The 25,945-nt window shown below is 73.7% G+C and carries 29 protein-coding genes; 13 read left to right on the top strand and 16 right to left on the bottom strand.

The genetic code is table 11. The features are described 5' to 3' along the window. The first annotated feature begins 9 nt into the window (after positions 1-9). From ACZYRU_RS25590 to ACZYRU_RS25575, 4 genes are read left to right on the top strand one after another with little or no spacing between them, the layout of a single operon-like run. Entirely contained in the window at positions 10-1,182 is a 1,173-nt protein-coding gene (locus tag ACZYRU_RS25590; protein WP_488959929.1) for a glycosyltransferase, read from the top strand. Further along, positions 1,179-1,739, top strand: a complete 561-nt coding sequence (locus tag ACZYRU_RS25585) for a hypothetical protein (RefSeq protein ID WP_488959928.1) — start codon at positions 1,179-1,181, stop codon at positions 1,737-1,739. The genes ACZYRU_RS25590 and ACZYRU_RS25585 overlap by 4 nt, the downstream gene beginning before the upstream one ends. Further along, on the top strand, positions 1,736-2,986 hold the full coding sequence (locus tag ACZYRU_RS25580; protein ID WP_488959927.1) for a glycosyltransferase: 1,251 nt from the start codon (positions 1,736-1,738) through the stop codon (positions 2,984-2,986). The genes ACZYRU_RS25585 and ACZYRU_RS25580 overlap by 4 nt, the downstream gene beginning before the upstream one ends. A 44-nt stretch (positions 2,987-3,030) precedes the next feature. Next, positions 3,031-4,080 carry a hypothetical protein gene (locus tag ACZYRU_RS25575; protein WP_488959926.1) on the top strand — a complete coding sequence of 350 codons (1,050 nt, stop codon included), beginning with the start codon at positions 3,031-3,033 and terminating at the stop codon, positions 4,078-4,080. 109 nt (positions 4,081-4,189) lie between these two features. Here the strand turns inward: ACZYRU_RS25575 and pdxH are convergent, their stop codons facing one another. Next, positions 4,190-4,849: a pyridoxamine 5'-phosphate oxidase gene (gene pdxH / locus ACZYRU_RS25570; RefSeq protein ID WP_488959925.1), complete on the bottom strand. Its 660-nt coding sequence runs from the start codon at positions 4,847-4,849 to the stop codon at positions 4,190-4,192. A 116-nt stretch (positions 4,850-4,965) separates the two neighbouring features. Between pdxH and ACZYRU_RS25565 the strand changes: the two genes are divergently transcribed. Continuing rightward, a complete protein-coding gene (locus ACZYRU_RS25565) occupies positions 4,966-6,069 on the top strand; it encodes a citrate synthase 2 (RefSeq protein ID WP_488959924.1) in 1,104 nt (367 codons plus the stop codon). A 103-nt stretch (positions 6,070-6,172) separates the two neighbouring features. Here the strand turns inward: ACZYRU_RS25565 and ACZYRU_RS25560 are convergent, their stop codons facing one another. Together ACZYRU_RS25560 and ACZYRU_RS25555 are read right to left on the bottom strand one after the other, a co-directional pair. After that, a complete protein-coding gene (locus ACZYRU_RS25560; RefSeq protein WP_488959923.1) occupies positions 6,173-6,739 on the bottom strand; it encodes a VldE C-terminal domain-containing protein in 567 nt (188 codons plus the stop codon). Positions 6,740-6,775: 36 nt separating this feature from the next. Continuing rightward, positions 6,776-7,648: a LysR substrate-binding domain-containing protein gene (locus tag ACZYRU_RS25555; protein ID WP_488959922.1), complete on the bottom strand. Its 873-nt coding sequence runs from the start codon at positions 7,646-7,648 to the stop codon at positions 6,776-6,778. A 78-nt stretch (positions 7,649-7,726) separates the two neighbouring features. Between ACZYRU_RS25555 and ACZYRU_RS25550 the strand changes: the two genes are divergently transcribed. After that, on the top strand, positions 7,727-8,629 hold the full coding sequence (locus ACZYRU_RS25550; protein WP_488959921.1) for an EamA family transporter: 903 nt from the start codon (positions 7,727-7,729) through the stop codon (positions 8,627-8,629). A gap of 4 nt (positions 8,630-8,633) precedes the next feature. Here the strand turns inward: ACZYRU_RS25550 and ACZYRU_RS25545 are convergent, their stop codons facing one another. Further along, positions 8,634-9,290: a FadR/GntR family transcriptional regulator gene (locus ACZYRU_RS25545; RefSeq protein ID WP_488959920.1), complete on the bottom strand. Its 657-nt coding sequence runs from the start codon at positions 9,288-9,290 to the stop codon at positions 8,634-8,636. Positions 9,291-9,346: 56 nt separating this feature from the next. Here ACZYRU_RS25545 and ACZYRU_RS25540 point away from each other — a divergent pair, with 56 nt between their 5' ends. Further along, on the top strand, positions 9,347-10,558 hold the full coding sequence (locus tag ACZYRU_RS25540; protein WP_488959919.1) for a CynX/NimT family MFS transporter: 1,212 nt from the start codon (positions 9,347-9,349) through the stop codon (positions 10,556-10,558). 69 nt (positions 10,559-10,627) lie between these two features. On the opposite strand, the gene pdxR is transcribed toward ACZYRU_RS25540, so the two are convergent. After that, positions 10,628-11,959 (bottom strand): MocR-like pyridoxine biosynthesis transcription factor PdxR, encoded by a 1,332-nt coding sequence (pdxR, locus tag ACZYRU_RS25535; RefSeq protein WP_488959918.1) that lies wholly within the window; start codon positions 11,957-11,959, stop codon positions 10,628-10,630. Between the two features lie 71 nt (positions 11,960-12,030). On the opposite strand from pdxR, the gene ACZYRU_RS25530 reads away from it, so the two are divergent. Beyond that, positions 12,031-12,696 (top strand): pyridoxamine 5'-phosphate oxidase family protein, encoded by a 666-nt coding sequence (locus ACZYRU_RS25530; protein ID WP_488959917.1) that lies wholly within the window; start codon positions 12,031-12,033, stop codon positions 12,694-12,696. Here ACZYRU_RS25530 and ACZYRU_RS25525 read toward each other — a convergent pair. Further along, positions 12,693-13,619 (bottom strand): AraC family transcriptional regulator, encoded by a 927-nt coding sequence (locus tag ACZYRU_RS25525; RefSeq protein WP_488959916.1) that lies wholly within the window; start codon positions 13,617-13,619, stop codon positions 12,693-12,695. The two genes, ACZYRU_RS25530 and ACZYRU_RS25525, sit on opposite strands and share 4 nt — an antisense overlap. 203 nt (positions 13,620-13,822) lie before the next feature. On the opposite strand from ACZYRU_RS25525, the gene ACZYRU_RS25520 reads away from it, so the two are divergent. After that, positions 13,823-14,272 (top strand): anthrone oxygenase family protein, encoded by a 450-nt coding sequence (locus ACZYRU_RS25520; protein ID WP_488959915.1) that lies wholly within the window; start codon positions 13,823-13,825, stop codon positions 14,270-14,272. A 25-nt stretch (positions 14,273-14,297) separates the two neighbouring features. Here the strand turns inward: ACZYRU_RS25520 and ACZYRU_RS25515 are convergent, their stop codons facing one another. Continuing rightward, positions 14,298-14,954, bottom strand: a complete 657-nt coding sequence (locus ACZYRU_RS25515; protein WP_488959914.1) for a response regulator — start codon at positions 14,952-14,954, stop codon at positions 14,298-14,300. Beyond that, a complete protein-coding gene (locus tag ACZYRU_RS25510; RefSeq protein ID WP_488959913.1) occupies positions 14,951-16,048 on the bottom strand; it encodes a sensor histidine kinase in 1,098 nt (365 codons plus the stop codon). Before ACZYRU_RS25510 ends, ACZYRU_RS25515 begins: the two co-directional genes overlap by 4 nt. Before the next feature lie 131 nt (positions 16,049-16,179). Here ACZYRU_RS25510 and ACZYRU_RS25505 point away from each other — a divergent pair, with 131 nt between their 5' ends. Together ACZYRU_RS25505 and ACZYRU_RS25500 are read left to right on the top strand one after the other, a co-directional pair. Beyond that, the gene (locus ACZYRU_RS25505) at positions 16,180-17,067 is read left to right on the top strand and encodes an ABC transporter ATP-binding protein (RefSeq protein ID WP_488959912.1); all 888 of its coding nucleotides are present in this window, start codon (positions 16,180-16,182) and stop codon (positions 17,065-17,067) included. Further along, positions 17,064-17,936 (top strand): ABC transporter permease, encoded by an 873-nt coding sequence (locus tag ACZYRU_RS25500; protein ID WP_488959911.1) that lies wholly within the window; start codon positions 17,064-17,066, stop codon positions 17,934-17,936. Before ACZYRU_RS25505 ends, ACZYRU_RS25500 begins: the two co-directional genes overlap by 4 nt. A 224-nt stretch (positions 17,937-18,160) precedes the next feature. On the opposite strand, the gene ACZYRU_RS25495 is transcribed toward ACZYRU_RS25500, so the two are convergent. Then, positions 18,161-18,646, bottom strand: coding sequence for a GNAT family N-acetyltransferase (locus tag ACZYRU_RS25495; protein WP_488959910.1), 486 nt, complete (start codon positions 18,644-18,646; stop codon positions 18,161-18,163). A gap of 108 nt (positions 18,647-18,754) precedes the next feature. Here ACZYRU_RS25495 and serC point away from each other — a divergent pair, with 108 nt between their 5' ends. Further along, the gene (gene serC, locus ACZYRU_RS25490) at positions 18,755-19,879 is read left to right on the top strand and encodes a phosphoserine transaminase (RefSeq protein WP_488959909.1); all 1,125 of its coding nucleotides are present in this window, start codon (positions 18,755-18,757) and stop codon (positions 19,877-19,879) included. Here serC and ACZYRU_RS25485 read toward each other — a convergent pair. Next, entirely contained in the window at positions 19,870-20,145 is a 276-nt protein-coding gene (locus tag ACZYRU_RS25485; RefSeq protein WP_488959908.1) for a hypothetical protein, read from the bottom strand. The two genes, serC and ACZYRU_RS25485, sit on opposite strands and share 10 nt — an antisense overlap. A 122-nt stretch (positions 20,146-20,267) precedes the next feature. Between ACZYRU_RS25485 and ACZYRU_RS25480 the strand changes: the two genes are divergently transcribed. Next, a complete protein-coding gene (locus ACZYRU_RS25480) occupies positions 20,268-20,696 on the top strand; it encodes a GNAT family N-acetyltransferase (RefSeq protein ID WP_488959907.1) in 429 nt (142 codons plus the stop codon). On the opposite strand, the gene ACZYRU_RS25475 is transcribed toward ACZYRU_RS25480, so the two are convergent. The 6 genes from ACZYRU_RS25475 to ACZYRU_RS25450 form a co-directional block, all read right to left on the bottom strand. Then, positions 20,677-21,168, bottom strand: a complete 492-nt coding sequence (locus tag ACZYRU_RS25475) for an O-acetyl-ADP-ribose deacetylase (RefSeq protein WP_488959906.1) — start codon at positions 21,166-21,168, stop codon at positions 20,677-20,679. The genes ACZYRU_RS25480 and ACZYRU_RS25475 overlap by 20 nt on opposite strands. Next, positions 21,168-21,473 carry a DUF1905 domain-containing protein gene (locus ACZYRU_RS25470; RefSeq protein WP_488959905.1) on the bottom strand — a complete coding sequence of 102 codons (306 nt, stop codon included), beginning with the start codon at positions 21,471-21,473 and terminating at the stop codon, positions 21,168-21,170. Before ACZYRU_RS25470 ends, ACZYRU_RS25475 begins: the two co-directional genes overlap by 1 nt. Positions 21,474-21,510: 37 nt before the next feature. Beyond that, positions 21,511-22,458, bottom strand: a complete 948-nt coding sequence (locus ACZYRU_RS25465) for a hypothetical protein (RefSeq protein WP_488959904.1) — start codon at positions 22,456-22,458, stop codon at positions 21,511-21,513. After that, a complete protein-coding gene (locus ACZYRU_RS25460) occupies positions 22,455-23,648 on the bottom strand; it encodes a class I SAM-dependent methyltransferase (protein WP_488959903.1) in 1,194 nt (397 codons plus the stop codon). Before ACZYRU_RS25460 ends, ACZYRU_RS25465 begins: the two co-directional genes overlap by 4 nt. Before the next feature lie 120 nt (positions 23,649-23,768). Next, complete coding sequence (locus ACZYRU_RS25455) at positions 23,769-25,043, bottom strand: hydroxyacid-oxoacid transhydrogenase (protein ID WP_488959902.1); 1,275 nt, start codon at positions 25,041-25,043, stop codon at positions 23,769-23,771. Next, positions 25,036-25,926, bottom strand: coding sequence for an NUDIX domain-containing protein (locus tag ACZYRU_RS25450; RefSeq protein WP_488959901.1), 891 nt, complete (start codon positions 25,924-25,926; stop codon positions 25,036-25,038). Before ACZYRU_RS25450 ends, ACZYRU_RS25455 begins: the two co-directional genes overlap by 8 nt. Positions 25,927-25,945: the final 19 nt, after the last annotated feature.

Raw genomic sequence — 25,945 nt, 5'->3', positions numbered from 1 at the left:
TCCTGGCCGTTGCAACGGTCAAGAAGCGCGAGAATCGGTCAAGAAGTACGCCCCACCGGCCGCCTGACCACGGCTGCCACACTCGGCTACCTCGCCCTGCAGGCCGGCAAGACCGTCGCCTCGCTGCGGGCCGCCTCCCGGGCACCGGCGGCGGTCGAGCCCTCCGCTGAGGCGATCGCCCGGGTGGTCGTGGTGCAGCCGATCCTCTCCGGGGACCCGGGCCTCGAGGACGCACTGCGCGACAACCTGCTGTCCCTGGCCGGCGGGCGGTTCGTCTGGCTGGTCGACGAGGACGACGCCGAGGCACAGCGGGTGGTCGAGCAGATCGGTCCAGCCCCGCGGCTGGAGGTCCGGCTCTGCCCGCCCGCTCCGGACGGCGTGAACCCCAAGCTCGCCAAGCTCCAGCCGGCACTGGACGAGTGCGCCGACGACGAGGTGCTCCTCGTCCTCGACGACGACACCCGGCTCCCCCGCACCAGCCTCGGCGCGCTCCTCGGCGGTCTCGAGCGGGCGACGCTGGCGACCGGACTGCCGGCGTACCTCCCCGGGAGGACGCCGTGGGCGCGGCTCGTCGAGCAGTTCGTCGACAACAACGCGGCGCTGACCTACCTGCCGATGGCGCCGGTGACGATCAACGGGATGTGCTGGGCGATCCGGGTCGCGGACCTGCGGGTGATCGGCGGGTTCACGCCGATCCTGCGCAACCTGACCGACGACCTCGCCGTCGCCGGGGCGGTGCAGCGCGGCGGCGGGACGATCTGCCAGACAGCGTCGCCGCAGTGGATCACCACGAGCGTCGAGTCACCCGGCCACTACGTGCGGCTGATGCACCGCTGGATGCTTTTCGCCAACCTGCTGCTGCGCCGTCAGCCGATCGGCACCGTCGCCGCGATCAGTGTGCTGCACGGCACCCACCCGAACCTGCTCTGGGCGGTGCTCGTCGGCTCCGTCCGCTCGCGCCGGCCGGGCCCGCTCGTGGCGTTGCTCGGCGGACGCTGGCTGCTGCTGCAGGTCGTGCATCGCCGCATCTACGGGCGGTCCCTGCACGCGCCACTGCCCTCGCTGGCCTCCGAGCTGGCGCAACCGGCGCACCTCGGGCACGGCGCGGTGCAGCGCACGATCCGCTGGCGCACGCGCACCTACCGGGTGCGCTCCGACGACGACTTCTCACCCGTCCGATGAACCTCCAGGTCCTGCACCTGACCGGCCAGAGCGACCCGCGCTCGTGCGCGCTGTCGCCGATCCAGGACGCCTTCCTCGACGGGCTGCCGCTGCCCGAGCCCGCGAAGGTCCGGCTGAACTTCCCGTACGACGCCGCGCTGGCGCCGTACCGCCCGGTGCCGTTGTGGCTCGGGAGCCTGCGGCACCTGGTGCTGTTCTGGCGGATCCGGCTGCTGCGGGCGCGTTGGGCCCGACGGCACCGGCCGCTGGTCGAGGCACAGCTGGGGGCCGCCGACCGGACGCTCGTGCTGGCCGGGTCGATCGGGCTGGACCTGCTGGGCCGGCTCGGTCTGCCGGCCGAGGTGCTGGACCGGCTCGTAGTGGTCGCCTACGGCGCCGTCGCCACCCGGCCTCCGGCCTGCCGGACCGTCCGGATCGGCAGCCGGTCGGACCACCTCGCGCGGTGGTGGCCGCACGACGTGCAGATCGACGCCGGGCACCTCGACTACCTCGCCGCACCCGAGCTGGCCTCGCTGTGCGCCGGGCTGGTCGCGGAGCTGGCGGGGGACGCCTCATGAGGCGGGTCGACCTGGTCGCGCCGCCGATGGCCGGCCACCTGCACCCGGTGCTCGGCATCGCCGCCCGACTGGCCGCCGAGCCCGGGCTGGACGTCCGGGTGATCAGCACCGCCGCCGCCCTGCCGGCGATCACCGCGTCGGGCGTGACCGGACTGGCCCTGCTGGACGGTGCCGACGAGGTGATCGAAACGGTCGTGAACCCGCCGTACCGGATCGGCAGCAACCCGCGCCTGCTCTTCCGTCAGTTCCGCGCGGCGGTCGCGCTGCAGGCGGACTTCCGGCGCGAGCTGCTGCTTGCCTGGGCGGATGTCCGCCCGGACCTGGTGATCGCGGACTTCACCATGGGCGCGGTCGGCACCGCGGCCGACGAGATCGGCGTGCCGTGGTGGACCACGCACCCGTCGCCGTGCGCGATCGAGGGACGGGCCGGGCCGCCGTCGTACCTCGGCGGGTGGCGTCCCGGTCGCTCCGCCCTGGGCCGGGGACGCGACGCCGTCGGACGGTCCTGGGTGCGCGGGTTCAAGCGGCTCGCGCCGCGGCTGGCCGGGGTGCGGCTGGCCGACGTCGGCATCATCCGGCAGTACCGCCCGGACGGCTCGGAGTCGATCTACTCAGCCGAGCGCGTGCTCGCACTGACGCCGGAGGCGGTGGAGTACCCGCGCGCGCTGCCCCCCGCTGTCCGGTACGTCGGCCCGGTGCTCCACACGCCACCCTCCGCTGCGCCCGCGCCGGTCCTCGACGCTCGACGGCGCTCAGTGCTGGTGACCGCCGGGACGCACCTGCCGTGGCACAAGGCGACGCTGGTCGGGTGGGCGGCCGAGGCGGCTCGCGACCTGCCCGACGTCGAGGTGCACGTCAGCCTCGGCGGCGCAGGCGCGGTCGCCGACGCGCCGCCGGGCGTGGTGGTGCACGAGTACGTCGACTACGCCCGCGACCTGCCGCGCTTCGACGCGGTCGTCCACCACGGCGGCGCCGGCGTGCTCGGCCACACCCTCGCGGCCGGACTGCCGTCGGTCGTCTGGCCGGTCGACTACGACCAGTTCGACCATGCCGTGCGGCTGGTGGACGCCGGCGTCGCGGTGCAGGTACGCCGACCGGGCGAGCTCGCGCCGGCCCTGCAGCGGGTGCTCGACGAGCCGGCGTACCGGCTCCGGGCGCAGGCGGTCGCCGCCACCATCGCCCGCGAGCCGGCTGTCGAAGCGATCGCGGCGGAGGTGTGCCGAGTGCTGGCGCCGGTGGCCGAGTAGCGGATTCGTCCCCGCACGAGCCGATCGCGGGGCAGGATGCCGGCATGGACATGGGGGTCCACCACGACGAGCGCGCCCTGCTGACGGCCCTGATCACCGCCGCGGCACCCGACGCGGTCCCCGCCGACCAGGCGATCCCGCTGCTGAGCCGGATCGACGAACCCGATGCGGCCGTGCTCGGCCGGCTCGCCTACCACGCCCTCACCGGCATCGATCCCGGCCCGCTCGCCGATCCCCCGCCGCCGGCCGACGTGGTCCCCGGGTTCCCGTCGTTCGCCTCCGAGGTGATCCAGCGTGCGATCGCCGGCCCCGACCACCGCCGACCCACGGGCCGGGCCCTGCTCATCGTGCTCGAGACGACCGGTTCCGCCAGTTGGCCCACCCACGGGCGCCCGCACGTCGCGATCCGCGAAGATGTCCCCGTGGCCGCAGACCGTACCGATCCCCGCGACACCCTCCGTGCCGAGCAGCGCGCGCGGGAGCATGCCGAGTTCCGCTCGCTACTGATCCCGGCCCGCGAGGTGCCGCTCGTCGACGCGCCGGACGAGGAGGCCCTCGAAGTCACCGAGGCCGAGGTCGAGGTCGAGGCTGAGGTCGAGGCTGAGGTCGAGGCTGAGGTCGTGGCTGGTGGCCCGGACGCGGACCTGCCCGACGACGAGCACGAGGCGCTGCGCCGGGTCGTGGTGACCGAGCACGCCATTCCTCGGTTCGAGCCGCTCGAGGGCGCCGGCCAGGTGCCGGGCCTGGGCGACGACGTGGTCCAGCGCCGGCGCAGCAGCCGCCGGAAGTCCCACCACCACACCCACCACCCGCGACCGGTCGCCGCCGAGACCGTCGAGCCCGAGCCGGTGGCCGAGCCCGAGCCAGTGACCGAGCACAGGCCGGAGCCCGCGCCCGTCGCCGAGCCGGCGTCCCCGACGGCCGGCACCGGCCGTCGCGAGACCTTCATCGTGGTCGCGGTGCTGGCCGTGCTGATCCTGCTGGCGGCGATCTACGCAGCAGCCCAGAAGGCGGACCAACCGTCCGACAGCGGCGTTCCTCAAAGCCTGACGCCGTCGGCGGGTGGCGTAGCGAGCGTCATCCCAGGGGTGTGATCGCAAGGCGTGGGCGCGACGACGTGCTTGTCCGCCCTTCGAGCGTCCGCAACGCAGCGAGCGCGCCGCTGGGGTGGTGCGTAGTAGCCAACCGCCGACGGCGTCAGGCTTACGGGGCGAGCCGGGTGAGCTCCCAGCCGCTGGCCGTACGGGCGTAGCGCAGCCGGTCGTGCATCCGGCCGGCGCGGCCCTGCCAGAACTCGAAGGACGCCGGCTGGACGCGGTACCCGCCCCACGCCGGCGGGACCGGCACCTCGGCGTCGGCGAAGCGGTCCTCCACCTCGGCGTACCTCCGGTCCAGCTCGCCCCGCCCGTCGACGACCTGCGACTGGGGTGAGGCCCAGGCGCCGACCTGGGCGCCGCGCGGGCGGGTGGCGAAGTACGCCGCGACCTGTTCCTCGCTCAGCGGGTGCGCCGTCCCCTCGACCCGGACCTGCCGCTCGAGCGGGTGCCACGGGAACAGCAGCGCGCAGCGCGGCTCGGCCGCCAGCGCCTCGCCCTTGCGGGAGGCGGTGTTGGTGAAGAACGTGAACCCGTCGTCCGGCCCCTCGGCCGCCACCCCCTTGAGCAGCACCATCCGCGCCGACGGCCAGCCGTCGGGGTCGACGGTCGCGACCACCATCGCGTTGGGCTCGTGCACGCCCGCGGCCGACACGGCGTCGAACCAGGCCTGCCACAGCGGCCACGGCGAGGGCGGTACGGCGGCCTCGACGAGCCCCTGCTCGCCGTACTCCCGGCGCAGGGCGGCCAGGTCGGGTCCGATGGTCATGGGGCCACCCTAGAGACCGCCCGATCGGGCCCCGGAGGGCCGTGGGGCAGAATGCCGGGTGGCCCGCGGGACGCCCGGCTCGGACGACCCGCACCGTCTGACGAAGGAGTACGCCGATGCCTGAGGTACACCACGGACTGGAGGGCGTCGTCGCCTTCGAGACCCAGATCGCGGAGCCCGACAAGGAGGGCTCGGCGCTGCGCTACCGCGGTGTCGACATCGAGGACCTGGCCGGCCGGGTCCCGTTCGAGAACGTCTGGGGCCTGCTCATCGACGGCTCCTTCACCCCCGGTCTGCCGCCGGCCGAGGCGTTCAGCCTCCCCGTCCACACCGGCGACGTCCGCGTCGACGTCCAGGCCGCGATCGCGATGCTCGCGCCGGCCTTCGGCTTCGGCCAGACCTACGACATCACCGACGAGCAGGCCCGCGCGGACCTCGCCCGGGTGGCCGTCATGGTCCTGTCGTACGCCGGTCAGTCGGCGCGCGACATCCACCTGCCCGTCGTACCCCAGAAGACGGTCGACGAGGGCAGGACGCTCGCCGAGAAGTTCCTGATCCGCTGGCGCGGCGAGGCGGACCCGAAGCACGCCCACGCGATCGACGCGTACTGGTCCTCCGCTGCCGAGCACGGCATGAACGCCTCCACCTTCACCGCCCGCGTCATCACCTCCACCGGTGCCGACGTCGCAGCCGCGTTCTCCGGCGCCATCGGCGCGATGAGCGGCCCGCTCCACGGCGGCGCCCCCTCGCGCGTGCTCGGCATGATCGAGGAGGTCGAGAAGTCCGGCGACGCCGAGGGCTACGTCAAGGGCCTGCTCGACTCCGGCGAGCGGCTGATGGGCTTCGGCCACCGCGTCTACCGCGCCGAGGACCCCCGCGCCCGCGTGCTGCGTCGTACCGCCCGCGAGCTCGACGCCCCCCGCTACGAGGTCGCCGAGGCACTGGAGAAGGCCGCTCTGGCCGAGCTCCGCTCCCGCCGCCCCGACCGCGTCCTCGAGACCAACGTGGAGTTCTGGGCCGCGATCGTCCTCGACTTCGCCGAGGTCCCGGCCAACATGTTCACCTCGATGTTCACCTGCGCCCGCACCGGCGGCTGGTCGGCCCACATCCTCGAGCAGAAGAGGACCGGGCGCCTGATCCGCCCCTCGGCTATCTACACCGGCCCCTCGACCCGCCCCGCCAGCGACATCGAGGGCTGGAACCCCACCTGGGGGGAGTGAGCCCCAGCCCGGCCCTGGGCACCGTTTCACCGTCGCACCCGGCATTCCGGTCGTGGATCCACCGATCCGACGACCCGGATGCCGGGTGCGTTGCCTTCCCGGGCTACAGCCGCCCGGCGTACCAGGACAGGTCGCCCCGCGCACCCTCCCGGGTGAGCGAGATGTGCACGTGGTCGCGGTGCCGCAGGGTGCGGGAGCACTCCCGCTTCGAGGGGCACGCGGCGTTGAGGTAAGGCGCGGGGGCGAACCGGCGCCAGGAGGACCAGGTCGTGTCGTCCCAGAGGACGTACATGACGCCCATCCGCCGGGCCAGTGCGGCGGGGTTGCCGGCGGCGTCGGGTGCGAACAGTGCGGCGAGCAGGCGTCGCGCCCGGCGCCGGTCCGCCGGGCGGCGTACGTCGACCGACCAGTCGAACGCCCGACCCTCGTCGTGCTCCGAGGGGCTGGCACCGCAAGCTCGGGAGATGCCGCCGAACGCTCCACCGAAGCGGCGCACCGTCCACCGCGCCAGCGCCCGGGTGCCGACCCGGTCGTGGGGTGAGCAGCGGGTGGGCGGCTCGTAGGCGGCGTAGTCCTCGATCGGCCCGGGGTCGGCCGCGGCCCCGGGTGCGGGCAGCGTCAGTGCCGCCGCCAGCAGGGCGACGGCGAGCAGGGCGCGCACGACGGACACACCCGCCCATCGGCCAGCCGTACGACGACCTGAGGTTCAGACCGCGACGCCGACCTGCTCCAGGAACGCGGCCGCCGCCGGCGGGGGGCCGAACCGGCTCCACACGACGTGCTCGGTGCGGACCGGCGCCCTCGTCACGGGTACGGCGACCAGCCCGGGCAGCTGCTCCACGAACGTCGACGCGAGCAGCGCGACCGCCAGGCCCGCCCGCAGCAGCCGGCCCATCAGCAGCATGTCGGTGGTCTCGAAGCTCACCTCGCGACGCAGCCCGGCGTCGGCGAAGGCACCGTCGGACTGCAGCCGGCCGGTGGTGCCGCCAGGGAAGTCGACGAAGGTCTCGCCGGCGATCCGGGCCAGGGTCAGTCGCGACCGCCCGGCCAGCGGGTGGTCGGGCGCCATCACGGCCCGGTGCTGGTCGCGCGCGAGCTGCCGCCCGGCCACACCGGTGATCTCCCAGCCGTCGGGCAGGCCCAGGAAGGCCAGGTCCAGCGTCCCGTCGGCCACCTGCTGCACGTGGGTGTCGCTGTTGCCGCTGGTCAGCCGGACCTGCACCTGCGGGTGCCGCTCGCGGAAGGTCCGCAACGCCTCCGGTACGTCGACCGCCGCCACCGTCGGGATGACACCGATCGACAGCGGCCCCCGCACCTCCCCGGTCGCGGCAGCGACCTCCGCGCGGGCGCGGTCCGCGGCATCGAGGCACTGCCGGGCGACCGGCAGGAACGCCTGCCCCGCGGCGCTGAGCCGGACCTGGCGACTGGTGCGGTGGAACAGCCGGACACCGAGCTCCTGCTCGAGCCGGGCCACCTGGTGGCTGAGCGCGGACTGCACGACGAAGCACGCCTCGGCCGCCCGGGTGAAGGAACCGTGCTCGGCGATGGCGACGACGTACCTCATCTGCTGCAGCTCCACGGATCCATCTTGATCCACGATCAATCCGATGAAAAGCATGTGTTGGACTCATCAATCGCAGAAGCGGACGCTGGACCCATGACCACCACGCTCGACCGTCCGGCACCCCGGGCCACCACCAGCAACCCCGCGAGCACGGCCGGGCTGACCGCCCTCACCGCCCTCGCCCCCGCCGTCTGGGGCACGACCTACCTGGTCACGAGCGAGCTGCTGCCGCCCGGCCACCCGGTGTTCGCCGGCATGCTCCGCGCCCTGCCCGCCGGGCTGCTTCTGCTGGCGATCTTCCGCCGGCTCCCCCACGGCGCGTGGTGGTGGCGCTCGCTGGCCCTCGGCACCCTCAACATCGGTGCCTTCTTCCCGCTGCTCTTCATCGCCGCCGAGCGCCTCCCCGGTGGCGTGGCGGCCACGGTCGGCGCGGTCCAACCGCTGCTGGTGATTGCGCTGGCCCTCCCGCTCCTCGGCGAGCACCCCACCGCGGCACGCGTCGCCTGGGCGCTCGCCGGCGTCGGCGGGGTCGCGCTCGTCGTGCTCGGTCCCGACGCCGCCCTCGACCCGGTCGGCCTGCTCGCGGGCCTGGGCGGCGCGCTGTCGATGGCGACCGGCGTCGTCCTGACCCGCCGCTGGGGACGCCCCGAGGGCGTCAGCTCACCCGTGCTGGTGAGCTGGTTGCTGACCGCCGGTGGCCTGGTGCTGCTGCCGACCACCTTCCTCCTCGAGGGCGCCCCGCCCGCCATCGACGCCCCGGCCGCCGGCGGCTACCTGTGGCTCGGCGCGGTCGGCGGGCTGGCGGCGTACCTGCTCTGGTTCCGCGGCCTCGGCTCGCTGCCGGTCGTGGCGACCGCCCTGCTCGGCCTGCTCTCCCCCGTCGTCGCAGCAGCGCTCGGCTGGCTGGTCCTCGGCGAGGCGCTGCGGCCGGTCCAGCTGGCCGGGTTCGCGCTCGCCCTCGCCGCGATCCTCGGCGGTCAGCTCACCCGCCGCTGATCGATCAGGCGACCACGTGGTCGAGCAGCTCCGCACTGGCCGTGGCTGCCACCGCCGGGTCGCCGGCTCGGATCGCGTCGAGCACCGCGTCGTGCTCTGCGGCGAGCACGTCAGCGGCGCCGGGGTGCTCGATGCTGGCGCGCAGGGTCTCGACCAGGCCGTCGTACAGCTCGACGAGCAGCGGGTTGTGGGCAGCAGCGACGACCGCGCAGTGGAAGTCGACGTCGGCGTCGATGAACGCCGGCCCGTCGCCGTCCAGCACCGCCTGGCGGCGGCGATCCATGATCGCGTCCATCGTCGCCAGGTCCGCGGTGGTACGACGCTCCGCGGCCAGCGCCGCGGCCCGAACCTCGATCGCGTGCCGCACCTCGAGCAGGTGGGCGATGTCGACCCGGTCGAGCTGCTTGCGCATCAGGGCCTGCATGTCGGTGGTGGCCGCGACGTACGTGCCGTCGCCGCGCCGGACCTGCAGCAGGCCGAGGTGCGCGAGCGCCTTGACCGCCTCGCGCACGGTGTTGCGACTGACGCCGAGAGCCGCGGCGAGGGCCGGCTCGGGCGGGACCCGGGTGCCGACCTCCCACTCACCACTCTCCAGCAGCGCACGCATCCCCGCGATGGCCTGGTCGACCAGCGAGGCGGGCGTGGTGGGAGCGAGGGGCATGGAAAATCCTTCCGGTTATTCGTCCAATGATCGGATGTCTGCGTATTCTAGTCGGCATGTCCGCCGTGGTCCATGATGCCGCCGCCCTGCCGCCGACCGCATCCGAAGGGTCGCGCGGGCGCGCGAGCCTGGGCCTCGCGGTCGCCGTCCTGCTCGTCGCGTTCAACCTGCGCCTCGCGATCACCTCGCTCGGCGCGCTGCTCGACCACCTCAGCGACCTCGGTGTCTCGGCGGCCACGCAGGGCGTGCTGACCTCGGTCCCCGTCCTGTGCTTCGCCGCCGTCGGCGCGACCGCCATGGCCGTCACCCGCCGCATCGGCGTCGACCGCGGTCTGGTCGCGGCGCTCGCCCTGATCGCGGCCGGACTGGTGCTGCGCGTGCTCGACGGCACCCCCGCCCTCATCGCCGGTACGGCGGTCGCGTGCTCAGGCATCGCGCTCGGCAACGTGCTCATCCCCGCGATCGTGAAGGAGCACTTCCCCCACCGGATCGGCACCATGACCGGCGCCTACTCGGCCGTGCTCTCCCTCGGCTCGGCCGTCGGCGCCGCGACCACCGTCCCGATCGCCGACGCCGCCGGAACCTGGCGGGTCGGGCTCGGCGTCTGGGCGCTGGCCGCGGTCGCCGCCGGGATCGCCTGGGCGCCGTACTGCCGCCGCCGCGACCCGCAGCGCGCCCAGGCCCGCAGCGCCTCGCTGTGGCGCAGCCCGACCGCGTGGGCGGTCACCCTGGTCTTCGCGACGCAGTCGCTCAACGCCTACGTGATGATGAGCTGGCTCCCGAGCGTGTACGCCGACGCCGGGTTCAGCGACGCGAAGGCAGGCCTGCTGCTGGCGACGAGCATCGTCATCGGCGTGCCGTTCTACTTCGTCGCCCCGATGATCGCAGTCCGGATGCGGCACCAGGGCCACCTCGTCCTCACCCTGACCGCCCTCACCGCGGCCGGCTGGGTGGGACTGTGGATCGCACCGGTCGGCGGCGCATGGGTGTGGGCCGGGCTCCTCGGCGCCGGCGGCGCGATCTTCCCCGTCGTGCTCGCCATGTTCGCGCTGCGCACCACCTCCAGCGCCCAGACCGCCTCGCTGTCGACCATGGCGCAGAGCGTCGGCTACCTGATCGCCGCTGGCGGCCCGTTCCTCGTCGGCGTGCTCCACGACGCGACGGACAGCTGGTCGATCGCCTACGTCCTGCTGCTCGCCACCGCCGTGGTCCAGGTCGCGATCGGGTACGTCGCGGGCCGGCCGGTCAAGATCGCCGAGCACATGTAACTAAGTGTTACAGCGCGGTTGTCCACCACATCAGCCCCATGCGCCCCAAATCGAGTAGGTAACACTTAGTTACAAGTGGCTGAGCGCCCCCACCAGCACCGCCAGGGCCCGGTCCAGCTCGGCATCGGTCGGGCCGCCGAAGCCGATCACCAGTCCGCTGAGCCGGGCCGTGCGGCAGTAGTCACGCAGCAGGTTGACCCGGAAGCCGGCCTCCTCGGCGGCGGCCCGCACCCGCACCGCGCGGGCGTGGGGCAGCAGCCAGGTGGAGTACATGCCGGCGACCGGACCCGCCAGCCCGGCGTACGGCGACAACGCCTCGACCACCCGCGGCGCGCGCTCCGCGTAGACCCGGCGGGCGGAGCGGACCACCGCGTCGACGTACCCGTCGCGCAGCAGGGTCACCAGCGCCCGCTGCACCGGCCACGGCGGCGCGTCGTGGATGAGCGAGCGGTGGGCGTCGTACGCGTCGAGCAGCCGGTCCGGTACGACGGTCCAGCCGAGCCGCAGCGACGGCAGGATCGCCTTCGACGCGGTGCCGAGGTAGGCCACCCGGTCGCGGTCGAGGGAGGCGAGCGCGGGCACCGGCGCGACGTCGTAGCGGAACTCGGAGTCGTAGTCGTCCTCGACCACCAGCGCGTCGTCGCGGCGCGCGGTCGCGAGCAGGGTGAGCCGGTCGGCGGCGGGCATCACGCGGCCGAGCGGGTGCTGGTGGGCGGGCGTCACGTAGGCGGCGCTGCAGCCGGACAGGTCCGTGACCGGCTCGAGCGCGGGGAGGTCGCGCACGTCGCGACCCGACTCGAGCACCGTCGCGACCGCCGCGCGGTAGCCCGGGTCCTCGACCGCCACCGCCGCTCGCGGGAGCACCGCCAGCAGGTGCCGCAGCCCCGCACCCGTGCCGCCGGTGACCCGTACCCGCTCGGCGTCGACGGCCAGACCGCGGCTGCGGCCGAGCCGCTCGGCGAGCAGCGCGCGCAGCTCGGGCAGGCCGCGCGGGTCGTCGTACCCCCGCGGTGGCGTCGCCACCGACACCTCCCGCCAGGCCCGCCGCCACACCGCCTGGTGACGCGGGTCGATCCACGGCGTGCCTGCGTCGAGCATGACGAGGGGCCGCTCCACGACAGGGGTACGACGGCGGCGGGGTGCCGCGGGCCGGCCGGTGGTGCCGCCGGCGACCCAGGTCCCGGAGCCCTGCCGCGCCTCGAGCCAGCCCTCGGCGAGCAGTTGGTCGAAGGCCTGCTCCACGACGGAGCGGGAGACGCCGAGGTCGGCGGCGAGCCGCCGGGTGGCGGGCATCCGGTCGTCACGGGCGAGCGCGCCGTCGAGCACCAGCTGGCGCACCTGGTCGGCGAGCTGGGTTCCGAGCGGTCGGGGGTCGGTGCGGTCGAGGCGTACGGGCAGCATCGGAATTGGCCTGTCGGAGTTGCTGGGAACTGGCCCGTGTGCACAGGCCACTTGTCCTCCACCCTAGAGCCATGAGCGTTGTCATGGAGCCCACCGACCGCACCCGGATCCGCCGCGGCCGCAACCGCGCCGTCGCCGAGCGCACCGACCTGCTGGCCCTGCTGACCGACGCCCTCGTGGCCCACCTCGGCGTGACCGTCGGCGACCACCCGGTGGTGCTGCCGACGGCGTTCGCGGTCGACGTGGACGGCCCGGACGAGGGCGGCACGCTCTACGTGCACGGCTCCGTGGCGGCCCGGTGGCTGCGCGAGTCCGCCGACACGACGGTCTGCGTCACCGTCACCGAGCTCGACGGCCTGGTCGCCGGCCGCTCGGCCTTCCACCACTCGATGAACTACCGCTCTGCCGTGGTCATCGGGCGGGCCCGGGTCGTCGAGGACGACGCCGAGCGGCAGCACGCCCTCGACCTGATCGTCGACCACATGATCCCGGGCCGCTCCGCGACCCTTCGCCCCAGCACCCGCAAGGAGATGGCCGCGACCGCCGTGCTCGCCGTCCCCCTCGCCGAGGCGTCGATGAAGGCCCGATCCGGCGACCCGGTCGACGAGCCGGACGACGTGGCGGCCGGGATCTGGGGCGGGCACGTCCCGATCCAGCGGGTCCTCGGCACCCCGGTCCCGGCGCAGGACAACCTGCCCGGGCTCGGCGTACCGGACGACGTCAGCGGCCGGGTCTAGGTGCTCGCCGCGCGGTGCTGCGCGGGCGAGACGCCGCGCACGCGCTTGAAAGCGGCGCTGAGCGCGAACGGACTGCTGTACCCGACCTCCGACGCGACGACCGCGATCGTGGCTCCGGGCTCACGCAGGAGGTCGGCGGCGAGGGTGCACCGCCAGTGCGCGAGGAAGGTCATCGGCGGCTCGCCGACCTGCTCGTGGAAGCGACGGGCGAGCGCGGCGCGGGAGACGCCGACCTCGCGCGCGAGCGAGCCGACCGTCCACGGGAGCGCGGGATTGTTGTGGATGATCCGCAGCGCCGGGCCGACGACGGGGTCGGCGTGCGCGGCGTACCAAGCGGGCGGCTCGGCGTCCGGGCGCGCGAACCAGGTGCGCAACGCGGAGACGAGCAGGAGGTCGAGCAGACGGTCGAGGACCGCTTCCTGGCCGGGGTCGTCGCGGACGATCTCGGACTCGAGGAGCGCGACGAGGGGCGACCTGCCCTGCCCCGCGGGCACGACGACGGTCTCCGGCAGTGCCTCCAGGAGCCGGCGCCCGACCGCGGTGTCGACGTCATAGGTCCCGACCAGCAGCACGGTCCCGGCGTCGAGGTCGTGGCCCCACGTCCGTACGCCGAGCTCCCACTCCCGCGCGAGGCTCTTCCCGTGGAGGGTCTGGCAGGCCCCGCCGGGCCCGATCACGGTCTGCGGCGGTGTGGCCGGGTCATCGGCGACCAGGTAGGGGCGCGGGCCGCGGATGATCATCACGTCGCCGGGGCCGAGCGCCGTCGTCGCATCAGGGTGGACGACCGCGACAGTCCCGGCCGTCACCGCGACCACGGTCAGCGGAGCCTCGTCCTCGACGCGCAGGCAGAACGGCGGATCGAGGACACAGCGCAGGACGAAGGCACGCTGGGCACGGGGGCCGTCGAGCAGCCCGGAAAGCACGTCCGTCCCCGAAACTCTAGACGAATACGTATGGAATCGCGCGTCTGAGCCATGGAACGTCTCACACGACGCGAGTTCACTGTGCGTATGACCACCTCACAGCCCATCCTCGTGATCGGCAGCACCGGCACGACCGGTCGCCGCGTCGCCGCGCGCCTCACCGATCTCGCCCCGACGGCTTCGGCGGCCGGGGCCTGGTCCTGATGACGACCAGGTCCGTCCTCTTCTTCGCCTCGATCATGGCGACCGGCCTCTACGCCGGCCTGTACTTCGCCTTCTCGGTCGCCGTCATGCCCGGGCTGGCGAAGGGCACCGACGCGGTCTACGTGGCCGCGATGCAGAACATCAACAAGGCGATCATCAACCCACTGTTCCTGGCGGTCTTCCTCGGCGCACCCCTGCTCGCGATCGCGCTCGCCGTCGCCGGGGGCTCGGGCGCACGCGGCTGGCTGATCGCGGCGGCCGCGCTCCACGCCGTCACCTTCGTCGTCACCGTGGCGTTCAACGTCCCGCTCAACGACGACCTCGCCGCGGCGGGCGATCCGGCGGCCGCGCGGGACGCGTTCGCGGGAGCGTGGGTGGCGTGGAACGTCGTCCGCACGATCGCCACGACGGGAGCCCTCGCCTGCCTGGCCCGTGCCGCGGTCGGGTAGTGCTGCCGCCCTGGCCGCGATGCCGTCAGCGGCGCAGCCCGGACTCGATCGCGAACACCACCAGCTGCGCCCTGTCGCGCGCCTGCAGCTTCACCATCGCCCGACTGACGTGGGTGCGGACGGTGTCGGGGCTGACGACCAGCGCCTCCGCGATCTCGCCGTTGGACATGCCGGTGGCGACCCAGCCGAGGATCTCGCGCTCGCGGTCGGTGAGGTCGCCGATCCGCGGGTGCGGGCGCTCGGCGCGGCTGGCGCCGAAGTGGTCGATGACGGTCCGGGTCACCGACGGCGCGAGCAGCGAGCCGCCCTCGGCGACCACCCGGACGGCGTCGAGGATCGCGGTCGGCTCGGCGTCCTTGAGCAGGAAGCCGCTGGCGCCGTTGCGCAGCGCCTCGAAGACGTACTCGTCGAGCTCGAAGGTCGTCAGCATGACCACCTTCACCGCGGCCAGGGCCGGGTCGGCGGCGACCTCGGCGAGCATGCCGAGGCCGTCCAGCACGGGCATCCGGATGTCGCAGAGCACGACGTCGGGCGTCGTACGGCGCAGCAGGGCGAGCCCCTCGCGGCCGTCCCCCGCCTCACCAGCCAGCTCGAGGTCCGGCTCGGCGGCGACCAGGGTGGCCAGGCCCATCCGGACCAGCGGCTGGTCGTCGACGAGCGCGACCCGGATGGGGTGGCTCATGCGGGCAGCACCGCGCTGACCTCGAACCCGCCGTGCGGCACCGGGCCGGCGCGGAAGCTGCCGCCGAGCGCCTCGACCCGGGAGCGCATGCCGCTGATGCCCATGCCCTCATCCTGCACCTCGCCGCCGTTCCCGTCGTCCGAGACGCGCAGCGCCACGGTGTCGGCGCCCCGCTCCCACACGACGGTGGCGGTGCTGGCCGCGGCGTGCCGGAGCACGTTGGTCAGCGCCTCCTGGAGCACGGCATACGCCGCCGCGCCGGTCTGCGGGGTCAGCTCACCGGGCTCGCCGATCACCTCCAGCCGCAGGCCGGCCGAGCGCACCCGCTCGACGAGGGCCGGGATCGCCTCGACACCCGAGGCGGGCCGGCGCGGTGCCGGCTCCCCCGCGATCGTCGCGAGCTCGGTGCGCAGCGCGTCCAGCGCCTCGCGGCTCGTCGTGCGGATCGCCTCGAGGCTGGTGCGGGCGGCGGCCGGGTCGCGGTCGAGGACGTGCAGCGCGACCCCTGCCTGCATGGCGATCACCGCCAGGCCGTGTCCGACGCCGTCGTGGAGGTCCTGGGCCATCCGCAGCCGCTCCTCGGCAGCGGCGCGCGACGTACGGTCCACCCATGCGGACCGGCCCTGCCGGAGCATGCTGCCGATCGCGGCGGCCGACGAGACCAGTGCGCCGATGCCGATCGACTGCCAGGCTCCGACGACGAGGTCGTCCCAGCGCAGGCCGCGCACCAGCAGGCCGGCCCAGATCAGCACCGCAGCCGCCAGCAGCAGCGGGAACCAGCTGGGGAACGGCCGCCGGGTCGCGAGCACGAAGGACGCCACGATCAGCGCGAAGAAGATCGGGCCGTTCTCGCCGCCGACGGCGAAGTAGCCGCCGCTCAGCGCACCGGTCGCGACCAGCAGCACGGGGAACCTGTCGAGCAGCAGCAGCGATCCCGCCGCCCCGGCCGCGAGTACGACCGAGAGAACCCGCCCGACGACGCCGGCGTCGACCTCACCCACATGCCCGAGATTCACGGCGAACGAGCCGCCGGTGATGATCACCGCGACCGGGATCAGCCACCAGCGCTTCGCGAGCCACATGTTCGTGTCCATGCCCCGAACCTAGGCGAGCCGACGCTCCTCGACGTACGACGACGAGAGCCTCCGGCGTACGCAGTCCTGCGTACGCCGGAGCCGCGTCCGAGCGGACGCGTCCGCGGCCCTCAGCAGGGAGCGTGGGGGCCATGAATGCACAGGGAACGACGGTGGCCTCCACCGAGAACCTCACGAAGGTCTACGGCGACCGGGTTGCCGTGGACAAGGTCACGATGACCGTGCAGCGCGGCGAGGTCTACGGCTTCCTCGGCCCCAACGGCGCGGGGAAGACGACGACCCTGCGGATGCTGCTCGGCCTGATCCGGCCGACCTCCGGGTCGGCGTACGCCACCGGCTCGGTGGGCGCGCTGATCGAGGGCCCCGGCTTCTTCCCCTACCTGTCCGGTCGCGCGAACCTCCGGGTCCTGGCCCGGCACCGCGGCCTGCCCGACGCCGAGGTCGAGCGTGTGCTGGAGCGGGTCGACCTCGCGAACCGCGGGGACGACCGGTTCAAGGGCTACTCGCTCGGCATGAAGCAGCGCCTCGGCGTCGCCGCCGCACTGATGGGCGACCCCGAGCTGATCGTCCTCGACGAGCCGACCAACGGCCTCGACCCGGCCGGGATGGCCGACATGAGGGCCCTGGTCGTCGACCTGGCTCGCGGCGGCCAGACCGTGCTGCTGTCGAGCCACCTGCTCGCCGAGGTGCAGGAGATCTGCCACCGCGTCGGGGTGATCAACGACGGCCGGCTGCTGCGCGAGTCCACCGTCGCCGAGCTGCGCGGCGGGGTCTCCCTACGCGTGCGGGCCACACCCGAGCCGGAGGCGCTCGCTGTCGCGATGCGACTGGCCGGCGACGACGGCGTACGACGCGACACCGACGGCGGCCTGCTGCTCACCCTGCCGGCCGACCGCGCCCCCGACGTCACCCGCGCGCTGGTCGGCGCCGGCGTCGACGTCCACGAGATCACCGCCGCCGAGCGCAGCCTCGAAGAGGTCTTCTTCGAGATGACGAGCCAGAAGGAGTCCGTGCGATGAGCACCCTGACCGCCACCACCCGCAGCACCACCCGCAGCACCCGGGCCGAGCTGATGCGCCTGCGCGCCTGGCCGGCCGTGTGGATCACCCTCGGCGCCTGGCTGGTGCTGAGCCTGCTGTTCGGCTACCTGTTCACGTACCTCTCGTACACGAGCGGCGACCCCGGCTTCTCCGACGAGGGCACCACCCAGGCCCAGCAGCTCGCGCAGATGATGCCGGACGCCGTACCCGACGTCTTCCTGCAGGGCATGCCCATGTTCGGCGGTGCGCTGATGATGGTGCTCGGCGCACTGGTGGCCGGCAACGGGTACGGCTGGGGCACCTGGAAGACCCTGTTCTCGCAGGGTGTCCGCCGTACGCCGGCTCTCGTCGGCTCGGTCCTCTCCCTCACCGCGGTCGTCGTCGGCACCCTCGTCGTCACCTTCGTGCTCGACCTGGGCGTCTCCCTGCTGATCGCGACCACGGAGTCGCAGGACGTCGTGATGCCGTCGGCCGGATCGGTCGCGCAATCGTTCGGCGCCGGCTTCCTGGTGCTGGAGATGTGGGCCCTGCTCGGCTTCCTGCTCGGCACCCTCGCCCGCGGCCCGGCCCTGTCGGTCGGCCTCGGCCTGGTCTGGGCGCTCGTCGTCGAGAACCTGCTGCGCGGCGTCGGTCAGCTCCTCGGCTGGGTCGAGAACCTCACCGAGGTCCTCCCCGGCACCTCCGCGGGCTCGCTGATCGGCTCGATCGTGGGCGTCGGGGTCGGCGACGGCACCCCCGGCGTCGTCGACACCGTCCCCGGCACCCGGGCCGCGATCACCGTCGCGGCGTACGTCGTCCTCGCGGTCCTCGCCAGCATCGCCCTGGTCCGGCGGCGGGACCTGACCTGACGCGACCCGGCTCGAAATGGCTCCTGGAAGGGGCCGACCCGGCTCGAACTGGCTCGCGAATCCGGTCGACCCGGCTCGAAGTGGCTCCTGGAAGGGGCCGACCCGGCAGAAAGTGGCTCGAACGCAGGCCACTTTCTGCCGGGTCGAAGCGAATTCGGAGCCAGTTTGTGCCGGGTCAGCGCGATTCAGAGGCCAGTTTCTGCCGGGTCGGCGCGCCTGCAGAGTCAGCCGAGCAGCTTGCCGAAGCACCGGGACAGCGGCGCTTCCTTGTAGAACCCGAAGCCGGGGATCTCCTCGTAGCCGGCGCTGCGGTACAGCCCGATCGCCTCGGGCTGGCGCAGCCCGGTCTCGAGCACGACCAGGTCGTGGCCCGCCTCCCCCGCGGAGGACTCCAGCGCGGCCAGCACCGCCCGTGCGAACCCGCGGCCCCGCTGCTCGGCGAGGACGAACATCCGCTTGACCTCGACCGCACTGGTACCGCCGAGCACCTGCACGGGCGAGCGGCGCCAGGCGCCGGTGGCAACGGGCGTCCCGGCGTCGTCGTACCCGACCAGGAAGAGGCCCTCCGGGAGATCGAAGACTGTCGGGTCGACCGGGCTCTCGTCGGGGTTTCCGTAGCGCTCGACGTACTCCTGCTGGACGCGGGCGACGAGGGTCGCGGCGTCGGGGTGGAGGTAGCCGACGGTGCGCAGGTCGAGGGAGGCTTGCATGGCGAAACCGATTGAACAGGGCCGTGAGGGGCCTGTCACAATGGGGTCATCTCTGACAGCGTCGTCAGCCTGTCCTCTCTGCCTGTGCCGATCGAGAAGGTTGACCACGTGACCGACATCCAGATCCCCGCCGAGCTCAAGCCCGCCGACGGCCGCTTCGGCGCCGGGCCGTCGAAGATCCAGCCCAGCCACCTCACCGCGCTGGCGGCGACCGGCGACCAGCTGATGGGTACGTCGCACCGCCAGGCCCCGGTGCGCAACGTGGTCGGCCGCGTGCTGCAGGGTCTCGGCGACCTGTTCACACTGCCCGACGGCCACGAGGTCGTCGTCGGCAACGGCGGCGCGACGGCGTTCTGGGACATCGCGGCCTTCGGCCTGATCGAGAAGAAGTCGCAGCACCTGACCTTCGGCGAGTTCTCGAGCAAGTTCGCCTCGTCGGTCAAGGCCGCCCCGTGGCTGGACGCGCCGTCGGTCATCGCGGCCGACCCGGGCTCGCGACCCGAGGCGGTCGCCGAGGCCGGTGTCGACGTCTACGGCTGGGCCCACAACGAGACCTCGACCGCCGTGATGGCGCCGGTCGTCCGCCCGGCCGGCACCGACGAGGGTGCCCTCGTCCTCATCGACGCCACCTCCGGCGCCGGCGGCCTGCCGGTCGACCTGGCCGAGACCGACGTCTACTACTTCGCGCCGCAGAAGTGCTTCGCCTCGGACGGCGGCCTGTGGTTCGGCATCTTCAGCCCGGCCGCGATCGAGCGCGCCGAGCGGATCGCCGCCTCGGACCGCTACATCCCGCCGTTCTTCAACCTCAAGACGGCCATCGACAACAGCCGCCTCAACCAGACCTACAACACGCCGTCGGTCGCCACGCTCTTCCTGATGGCCGAGCAGCTGGACTGGATGAACAGCCAGGGCGGCCTCAAGGGCATGGTCGAGCGGACCACGGCGTCGTCGGACGCGCTCTACGGCTGGGCCGAGCGGACGTCGTACACGACGCCCTACGTCGCCGACCCGAGCCACCGCTCGCTGGTCATCGGCACCATCGACTTCGACGACGCCATCGACGCCGCCGAGATCGCGAAGGTGCTGCGCGCCAACGGGATCGTCGACACCGAGCCGTACCGCAAGCTCGGCCGCAACCAGCTGCGGATCGCGATGTACCCCGCGATCGACCCGGCCGACGTCGAGGCGCTCACGAAGTCGATCGACTTCGTCGTCGAGGCCCTTCAGGCGTAGAGGTCGACCCGGCTCGCACCGAGCGCGACGAACAGCTCGGTGCGGCCGGGACCACGCACGGCACCCGGGGTGGCCAGCACGTCGGCGACAGCGCGCTCGAGGTCCCGGTGCTCCTGGAAGTGCCGCAGCGCGGCGGACCGCCACTCCTCGATGTCCGGCCCCATGCCCGGCATCGAGGCGACCGCCCCACGCGACCGCACCAGCCAGCCCGCGCAGAGGAGGGCGAACGCGATCAGCAGGGCTGCGGTGGTGAGCTCCGTCGACATCGTCGTCTCCTCCCGGTCGGGCTGGTGGTTCGGTGCCTGACCAACGAGGTCCGGTACGTCGGGTGACGACGTCCGGAGAAAATCGGGACCGGGTCCCAGGCCGGCGGCGAGATGATGGGGCCATGCCCCACGTACGCGCCGCCACGCCCGCCGACACCGACGCCCTGCTCGCGCTGTGGGCGCTCGCCGCCGAGAACGACGCGCGACCGACAGACAGCGTGGACGCCGTACGCCGGCTGCTCGACCGCGACCCGGCGGCCTGTCTGGTTGCCGAGGACGCCGGCCGCCTGGTGGGGTCCGTCATCGCCGGCTGGGACGGCTGGCGCGCCCACCTCTACCGGCTCGCCGTCCATCCCGATGCCCGCCGTCACGGCATCGGCTCGCTCCTCCTCGACGCCGCCTCCGAACGCCTGGTCGCGCTCGGCGCGGGACGGATCGACGCCATGGTCCTCGAGCACAACGACCTCGGCCAGACCATCTGGCGCGCCACCGGCTACGCCCGCCAGGACGACTGGCGCCGCTGGGTGCGCCCTACAGCCGGCCCGCGATGAGCTCGTACGCCGAGCGCCCGAACGCCACCAACCGCGCCAGCTCGACCTGCGTCGCCGTCGAGCGCAACGTCTCCAGCGCTGCGTCGACGGCGTCCTCCCGCGGCCAGCCGTAGGCGCCTGCGCTGACGAGCGGGAAGGCGATCGAGCGGGCGCCGAGCTCGTCGGCGACCTCGAGCGCGCGGCGGTAGCAGGAGGTCAGCAGGGTGCGGTCGGTCTCACCGCGGTTGTGGTTGGGGCCGACCACGTGGATCACCCAGCGGGCCGGCATCAGGCCGGCCGTGGTCCAGCCGGCGTCGCCGGTCGCCAAGCCCTTCGGGAAGCGGCGCCGACAGTCGGCCAGCACCTCGGGCCCGCCGGCCCGGTGGATCGCGCCGTCCACGCCCGCTCCCCCGCGCATCGCCCGGTTGGCGGCGTTGACGACCGCATCGACCTGCTGGGCGGTGATGTCGCCCTCGACGACCTCGATGTCCATCACTCGACCGTACGGAGCCGGACCGTGCACGGTCCACCCTCGACCAGGCCCTCGGCAGTGCGGACCGCCTTCTTGACCGGCAGCACGAACGTCTTCTCCTCGGCGCTCGGGAACACCGACGTGCGCCACGTGCTCCCGCCCACGCTCACCTCGACCCGAACGCTCCCGAAGCCCTTGCGCGGCCCGGCCTCGTCGATGAGGTCGGAGACCTCGAACGGCAGGCTGACGAAGAACCACGCGCCGCCGGCGTCCTCGTCGCGCGCCTGCCAGCGCCACAGCTCCGCGGTGAACTCGTGCTCGGTCACGGACCGATCGTGTCACCGGGCGCCGACAAGGCCCAGCTCAGTCCCGCGGCCGCAGCGAGCGCAGCAGCACGCCCACCATCACCAGACCGGCGACGCCGCCGATCGCCCACGGCCACCACGACCGCTGCTCCTCGGCCCGCACAGGCGCCCGCTCGTCGTCGGGCGCCGGTGCGGACGACTGCGCACCCAGCGGCAGCTCGACCCGCAGCACCTCGGCCCCGGCACCCTCCGAGCTGACCAGCACCTCACCCGACTCGCTGATCGCGAGTCCCTCCCCCTGCGGCTGCCGCGGCAGGTCCACCTGTGCGACCCTCCTCAGCCCGGGCCAGGTGTAGACGGCCGCCTGGCCGTAGTTGCGCAACACGAGGTGCTTCCCGTCGGGCGTGAACGTGCCGTCAGTAGCGATGCCGAGCACCTCGTCGACGGCGGTCAGCTCGTTGGGCCGGTCGGGGTCGAGGTGCTCGGGGGCGGCGTACAGGCGGCCGATGAACTCCTTGGCGACCACGTAGAGCCGGCCGGTCGCGGGGTCGGCGAGCAGGGTCTCGGCGTCGTGGGGGCCGTCGGGATAGACGAGCCGGTACGTCGGCGCGTGCACTTCGCGGTTGCCGCGACCGAAGGGCACCCGGGCCACCTCGACGTGGTCGCGCGAGCCCACGTTGTCACCGATGTCGCCGACCCACACCTCGCCGCTGCCCGGGCCACCCGCCGGCGCGAGCGCCTCGATGTCGGTGGCCTCGCCCTGCCAGCGGGTGACGCCGACGGTATCGCCGGTGGCCGGGTCGACGGTGAAGACCCGGTTGCTGTCGCCGGAGTCGTTCACGGTGACGACCAGGCCGTCGCGGGCGACCAGCCCGCTGGACTCGGTGATCTCGGGGTCGGTGAAGTGGAAGACCGGGTCGGGGGCGGGCGGCTCGACCGCGGCGCCCGGCGTGAGGAATCCGATGACGAACGGGGTGAGCAGGACGAGCGCCGGAACCTTCCTCACCCGAGCAGCTCCCCGAGGCGGGGGCGGATCCCCCACGCGGCCACGAGCGCGTCGTACTCGCCGGTGTCGACGGCGGCGCCACCGCGAACCGCCCGCAGCAGGGTGTTGCGCGGCGTGTGCTGGCTGTCGACGAACTCCATCACGTCGACCCGGTAGCCGGCCCGCCGCAGCAGCAGCGCCCGCAGCGTGTCGGTCAGGGTGTCGGCGAACCGCTCGCGGAGGATGCCGTCGCGCACGAGTGAGGCGTACGGCGCCGGCGGCTCCGCGCTGCGCAGCTGGGCCGCGATGTCGTGGTGGCAGCAGGGCGCGGCCAGCACGAGCGGCGCGTTCCACCCGACAGCGCGGGCGAGTGCGTCGTCGGTGGCGGTGTCGCAGGCGTGGAGCGCGAGCACGACGTCGGGTGCCTGCTCCAGCTCGGCCTCACCGATGGTGCCGGCGACGAAGGTGGCGTCGATGCCGAGCTCGCGGGCCACCGAGGCGTTGTGGTCGCGCGACTGCTCCTTCACGTCGACGCCGGTCACCCGGACCGGCAGGCCGCGCCGCTCGCTGAGGTAACGCTGCGCGGCGAAGGTGAGGTAGCCGTTGCCGCAGCCGAGGTCGACCACCCGCAGCGGGTCCTCGGGCGTCGGCTTGCGCAGCCGGCTCTTGGCGATCGCCTCGGTGACCGAGGTGTCCAGGATCCGCAGGAAGTCCTCGACCTGGCGGTACTTCGCCATCCGGCTCGGCTTGATCCGGCCCTGCGCGTCGGCCAGTCCGAGCGCCGCGAACACCGGGTCGTCCTCGGGCAGCAGCCGCTCCTTGGCCCGGTCGTGACCCCGGTCGGCCGGCGCCTCCCCCGTGCGCGCCGCCGTGTGCACCAGGGCGGCGCCCTTCTTGGTCACCCGCAGGCTCAGCTGCTGCTCGGTGGTCTCGACGGTCCAGTTGCCGAACGGCTCGGCCAGCAGCCCGTCGACCGCCTGCTCGGCCGCCTCCCCGCGCAGGTGGTTGGCGGTGTGGGCCTGCGTGGCGTCGTACCTCACGACCTGGAGGTGCCGCCCCGCCTTGAGGTCCACCCAGCGCAGCTCGACCCGGCGCCACGGGGGTACGGCGGCCTTGCGGCGCCCCGACGCGACGGCCCGCACCAGGCGGTCGTCGGCCAGCAGGTCCGCCCGGACCCGCGCCAGCGCCTCGTCGAGGGAGCCGGTGCTCACTTGACCAGGGACGTCACGAGGACGATGAGCAGGAGTGCCACCAGCGCGGCCGGGATGATCAGGCGGCGGTGGCGGGGGTTCACCCGACAATCCTACGGTGGTGTGCTCCGGCGGCCGCGATCACCAGTGCTCGAGCGAGGCGGTGATGATCGTGGCGAGGTCCTCGCCGCCCACCTCCTTGGGCGCGGTGGCGAGCAGCCGCTGCTGCTGGAGCGCACCCTCGACGAGCGCGTCGACGTCGCCGGCGCCGTAGCCGACCTCGGCCAGGCCGTTCGGGATCCCGATGTCGCGCATCAGCGACGCGATGACGCCCGGGAGCACGGACGCGTCGGTGCCCGGGACCCCCGGCGAGAGCAGCTGCGCCGCGCGCAGGTGCCGCTCCGGCGCCGCGTCGAAGGTGAACCGGAACGCCTCGGGCGCGGTCAGCGCGACGGCCATGCCGTGCGGCACCATCGCCTCGTCCTGCGGGTAGTCGGCGGGGCGGAAGTCCCGGACCCGGCCGGCGATCGGGTATGCGTTGGCGTGCGGGATGTGCACGCCCGCGTTGCCGAACCCGAGTCCGGCGAAGGTCGCCGCGAGCGCCATCTGCTCGGCAGCCTCGCCACCGTCGTCACCCTCCCGCGCCGCGCGTACGGCGGCCCGGAACGCCCCCGACAGCATCCCCATCGCCTTCTCCGACCAGAGGTCCGCGATCGGGTTCGAGCCGCAGTACGGCACCCGCTGCTGCGGCTCCTTGGCCGGGAACTCGCCGTACCAACGGGCGGTGTAGCTCTCCAGCGCGTGGCACAGGATGTCCATCCCGGCCGCCGCGATCACGCCCGCGGGCTGGGTCGCCGACAGCGCCGGGTCGACGACGGCCAGGCGCGGACGCAGCGCCGGGTGGCTGATCCCGGTCTTCACCTTGAGCGCCAGCACGTCCATCACGCAGATCGTGGTCGACTCCGCGCCGGTCCCCGTCGTGGTAGGTACGGCGGCCAGCGGCAGCACCGGCTGCTGGGGCGCCCGCGCCTTGCCGATGGGCGCGTTGACGTAGTCCATCAGCTCGCCCGGGTTGGTCACGAGCAGCGCGACCGCCTTCGCGGTGTCGATCGCGGAGCCGCCACCGACGGCCACCACCGCGTCGAACGGGCCCTCGCCGCGGGCGAACGCGACCGCCTCCTCCAGGGAGGCGTCGGTGGGCTCCACCCGCGCACCGGCGTAGGTGACGACCTCGACGCCGTGGGCGCGCAGCGAGGCCGCGACCGTCTCGGCGTGGCCGGCCGCCAGCACGCCCGGATCGGTGACCAGCAGGGCGCGGCGCGCACCCCAGCCGCGGACGTCGTACCCGACCTCGGCGGCGGCGCCCCGCCCGAACTTCAGGGCGGGCGCGGCGTACGTGAAGACGGTCTCAGTCACGCGTCGAGGCTAGCCCGCCGGCTGCCTCGATGGCGGCCCGGACCGAGCCGTAGACCTTGAGCTTCCGATCGGCGACGTCGGCGAGCGGCACCCACGCGACCGCGTCGGTCGTGCCGCCCTCCTCGACGACGTGCGGCTCCCCCGGCCCGACCTCGGCGCGGTAGATGATCCCGATCGCGTGGAAGTCCTCCTCGCGACCGTTGGGCGCCGTGCCGGTGAAGTGGTGGTCGAGGACGGTCAGCAGCTCTCCGGCCTCCCCCTCGAGCCCGCACTCCTCCCACAGCTCGCGGCGGATCGTGTCGCTCGGTGACTCGCCGTGGTCGATCCCGCCGCCGGGCAGGTGCCAGGTCCCGGGGTCGGGCGCGAGGTCGGAGGTGCGGGTCAGCAGGATCGCGTCGTCGCGTACGACGTACGCGTAGGCGGCCGTGCGCTGCCGCTGACGCACGGCGTACGACGCCAGCGCGTCGGCCACCAGGCTGACGGTCGGCACGGTGCCGTCGAGCACGGCCGCGATCGGCTTCCACGCCGCCTCCGCGGTCGAGCCGTCGACCTCGGTGACGTGCGGCTCGGGCGCGTCGGCGGGCACCCAGCCCTCGTAGACGATCCGCACCGAGTGCGCGTCGACCCGCCGCCCGCGGCGCCACGAGTCGGCGACGTGGAGGGAGTGCACGTGGGCGGTCTCGCCGACCTCGGCGTGCAGCCCGGTCTCCTCGTAGACCTCGCGCACGACAGCGTCGCGCGGGTCCTCGCCGTGGTCGACACCGCCGCCGGGCAGTGACCACAGCTCGCGCTTGGTCACCCGCTCCGCCAGCCGGGAGAGCAGGATCTGGTCGCCACGGACGATGACGGCGTACGCCGCCAGCCGCTGCACCCGCTGCCCCATGGCCTGACCTCCTCTGCTG

This window comes from Nocardioides sp. F233 (assembly GCF_057813895.1).
Note: the sequence above shows the minus strand (reverse complement) of the source record. Positions and strands in the feature narration are given on the sequence as shown.